Origin of the sequence: Paraburkholderia terricola (assembly GCF_900142195.1) — a bacterium.
In the GTDB taxonomy this organism is placed as follows: domain Bacteria; phylum Pseudomonadota; class Gammaproteobacteria; order Burkholderiales; family Burkholderiaceae; genus Paraburkholderia; species Paraburkholderia terricola.
In genome coordinates this window covers 1-3419 of record NZ_FRAB01000095.1, presented here as the reverse complement: position 1 = coordinate 3419, position 3419 = coordinate 1, and the positions used below count along the sequence as shown (strand labels likewise).

Annotated in this window: 5 protein-coding genes; 4 read left to right on the top strand and 1 reads right to left on the bottom strand. The window is 60.1% G+C overall.

Annotated features, from left to right (window positions below; genetic code table 11):
• Window positions 1–206 precede the first annotated feature (206 nt).
• On the top strand, window positions 207–329 hold the full coding sequence (locus tag BUE39_RS35980; protein WP_268802016.1) for a hypothetical protein: 123 nt from the start codon (window positions 207–209) through the stop codon (window positions 327–329).
• A gap of 58 nt (window positions 330–387) precedes the next feature.
• On the opposite strand, the gene BUE39_RS33520 is transcribed toward BUE39_RS35980, so the two are convergent.
• Window positions 388–1014, bottom strand: a complete 627-nt coding sequence (locus BUE39_RS33520; RefSeq protein ID WP_073432968.1) for a LysE family translocator — start codon at window positions 1012–1014, stop codon at window positions 388–390.
• A 238-nt stretch (window positions 1015–1252) separates the two neighbouring features.
• Between BUE39_RS33520 and BUE39_RS33515 the strand changes: the two genes are divergently transcribed.
• The 3 genes from BUE39_RS33515 to BUE39_RS33505 all read left to right on the top strand — a co-directional run bounded on the left by BUE39_RS33515 (window position 1253) and on the right by BUE39_RS33505 (window position 3362).
• Window positions 1253–1873 (top strand): IMPACT family protein, encoded by a 621-nt coding sequence (locus tag BUE39_RS33515; RefSeq protein WP_374709812.1) that lies wholly within the window; start codon window positions 1253–1255, stop codon window positions 1871–1873.
• A 232-nt stretch (window positions 1874–2105) separates the two neighbouring features.
• Window positions 2106–2657, top strand: coding sequence for a hypothetical protein (locus tag BUE39_RS33510; RefSeq protein ID WP_073432966.1), 552 nt, complete (start codon window positions 2106–2108; stop codon window positions 2655–2657).
• Between the two features lie 114 nt (window positions 2658–2771).
• Window positions 2772–3362, top strand: coding sequence for a LysE family translocator (locus tag BUE39_RS33505; RefSeq protein ID WP_073432965.1), 591 nt, complete (start codon window positions 2772–2774; stop codon window positions 3360–3362).
• Window positions 3363–3419 lie beyond the last annotated feature (57 nt).

The following is a 3419-nucleotide window of genomic DNA, read 5'->3' as shown; positions in this document are numbered from 1 at the left end:
GCCCGAAACCCTGGCTGGTTTGCACTTCGTCGTCTTCTCCGTGCTTATGCTTATCCACTTTGCAGCCCTTAACAAAAGTGCCTAACACCCTCTAATGCGGAACGCTCACGCGCTATGCCAGCGCGCCGTTTTCCTACCCAACCAATCGCGTTCGCGATAGGCCCGCATCTGGCAATGCTTGACAGTCACGTGGAACGATCACGCCTATGATCGGCGCTTCATTCGCCACGTTTGACGGTCATGCCATGAACTATCCGTACGATCTCCTTACCGCGACCTGCCTGTTCATCATTGCGGTTTCGACCTCGATCATGATCGCGTTGTGCTAACAGCCCGAAGTTCTTTTCGCAGGCGCGATGCGCGGGCAAACCGCGCGGGCGGGTCAAGTCAACGCGTTTGCGTGGCCACACGCAGGCCGAGCGAAATGAACAGCACGCCGATGATCTTGTTTTGCCAGCGAGTCAGCCATGTCAGACGCTTGACGAGCCTGCCCAGCGGCCGGATGGTCAACACGATCAGCGTCGTATAAAGCGCGCTCATGCCAACGAAGATAAGTCCAAGCGTCGCGAATTGAAGGAACGAAGAGCCGTGCTCCGGGCGCACGAACTGCGGCAGGAACGCGAGGAAAAAAAGCGCGGTCTTGGGATTCAATACTTCGGCGGGAATCGCCTGAAAGAAGGCTTTGGAAGCGGACACCGACGCGACGGCCGGCCTTTGCGCGTTCGCCTGCTTTTCGCGCAAGGCGCGAATGCCCAGATAGACGAGGTACGCCGCGCCGACGAATTTCACGGCGTTGAACGCAAGCGCCGAGGTCATCAGCAAGGCCGACAGGCCTACCGCCGCTCCCAGCGTATGAACGAAATCGCCCACGGCGACACCGAGGCCGGTGAGAATGCCGGCCTTGCGGCCACCGTGCACGGTACGCGTTAAAACCAGCAGCACGGCTGGACCCGGAATCAGAAAGAGTCCAAGTACGACGGCGATGAAGGTTCCCAAGGTGGAAAGATCGAGCATGTTGTCTCCTTTGACGCGCTGGGTTTCATGGACGGGATGCGCGTTCAGTGAGGGATTGTAGTCGAAGGTGCCGGGTTTCATCGGCGTGCAGCGTAGCGTGGTAGACAGGCGCGCAAAGTGCGCGGGATGCGCCGTTTTCCAAGCCGCCAGTGGATGCGGAGAACGGCGACGCCATCTTACATCCGCGTTTTGCCGGTTCGCCGGCTGCGATCCGTTACCATTGCGCTCACGGAGCCACGTGTGTCCGCAATTTTCCTTCACCGAAGTCCTTGCCTTGCCCACCTATACCTTGCCTGCGGCGCTGACCGCGGAACTCGAAATCCGCAAGAGCCGTTTCATCGCGCACGCGATACCGGTTGCCGACCGCGACGCGGCGATGGCCGAGTTGCGTCGTCTGCGCGACGAGCATCCTGCCGCGACGCATGTGTGCTGGGCGCTGCTGGCGGGCGGCCAGTCCGGCATGTCCGACGACGGCGAGCCCTCCGGCACCGCGGGACGGCCGATTCTCGAAGTGCTGCGGCATCATGATCTGGACGGCGTGCTGGCCGCCGTCGTTCGGTATTACGGCGGCGTGAAGCTCGGCGCCGGTGGCCTGGTGCGGGCGTATACCGATGCGATTGCTTCCGCCTTACTGAATGCGCCGCGGATCGAGAGAATTGCTCAGGTCTCGTTGACTGTCGAGGTCAGCTACGCCGATGAAGCGAAAGTGCGGAGATGGCTCGAAGCCGAGGAATATGCGCTTGTCGATAGCGCGTACGGGATGCTCGTGAGGATGACGATCCGCTTGCCGGTCACCGCGATGGACGACGCCAGGCGAGCGCTCGTGGATATGACGCAGGGAAAAGCCGGGTTCTTCTGAAACGGCTTCGCGGTTTTCAGCGTGCTCGTCTGCCGGCACGCCGCGCGCTGATTAACAAGACGCGCTTGCGCGGCCCGCTGTTACCATGCTGCCCTCCACCGCGATGATTCATTAAAAAGGTGCTCCTCTGACCTCGACCGCCGCTTCTTCCCGCACAGCGCCTGAGTCGCAGCAACGAATCCAGTCGCTGCGGCAGACCTTCAGTCCTTCCTGCCTCGCATTGACACGCACCGTGCTCAAGGGCTGCGGCGCCGTCGCGCTACCCTTGATGCTGTCCGCCTGCTCATGGTCGTGGTTCGGCCTGAATGCCGCGTCCGCGCCTCACCCAGTTGCGCATTCGCAGCCCACGGGACGGCTCATCGTCGCCCCCGCGCGCGACTTTGCCTACCTACCCGCTCGCACCGGACGCGTCTCGCCGAACCGCATCGAAAACACGGCAATGACCAGCATCGTGCTAAAAGGCGACATCAACGAAGCGGTGCGCAACGGCATCGCGAACAGCTTGCAGGTCGCCGGCTTTCATCTGAACGACGACAGGAAGGTGCTGAGCGGCAGCATCGAGAAATTCACCGTGGACGACGCGCGGTCGCCGGCATTCTGGACGTTGAAGATGCGCTATGTGGTGACCGATGCCGCGACTCGTAAGGTCGTGTTCTCAACCTCGAAAACGGTCAGCCGGAAGTCGCCTAAATTCACCAGCAGTCCCATCGCTATCGAGGATACGGTGAAGCTGAGCGTTGACGCGTTGATTAGTGATCCGGGGTTTGTTAAGTCGGTGAATTGAGGCGTCGTTGCATGGATGCAAGTCGGTTTCGCTACAATCATCCAGGAGTGTCGCGAGAGCCTGCCGTTGCGCCGCGCGATGCGTCGAAATGCCTGTTCATCGTGCGAGCCTGTCATGTCCATCACCGCCTGGCTATTTTTTCTGCCCGCCTGCTTCGCGATCAACCTCGCGCCCGGACCGAACAATCTACTGTCGATTAACGTGGCCGCGCGTCACGGTTTCATAACCGCTTTCGTTGGCGGCACTGGCCGGCTTGTTGCGTTCGCATTGATGCTGGTGCTTGCCGCAACGGGACTCGCTGTTGTGCTACATGCATCCGAGTGGTTCTTTCTCGCCATCAAACTGGTTGGCGCCGCTTATCTGATCTGGTTGGCGATTCAACTGTGGCGCAGCGACGCCCCTGCCATCGACTCGACACAGCAGGACGAGGCATCGCTCGGACGGACTGCACGTCGTGAGTTTTTCGTGGCCGCCGGCAATCCGAAGGCGATTCTCGTGTTTACCGCGTTCCTACCGCAATTCGTCGATATCGCGAAGCCGATACTGCCGCAGTTCGCCGTGCTGGGCGCGAGCTTTCTCGTGCTCGAGTGGGTCGCGATCGCGCTGTATTCGTGGGCCGGGATGTATCTTGGGAAATGGCTGGTACGGGTTACGGTTCGTCGGTGGTTTAGAAGCTGTTGCGAAATTAAGTTTTGGGTCTGTTAACTTTTCTGACTTGGTGTTAACTTCTTGTCTTGTTTTGCCTGACAGGAAGCAATGCCT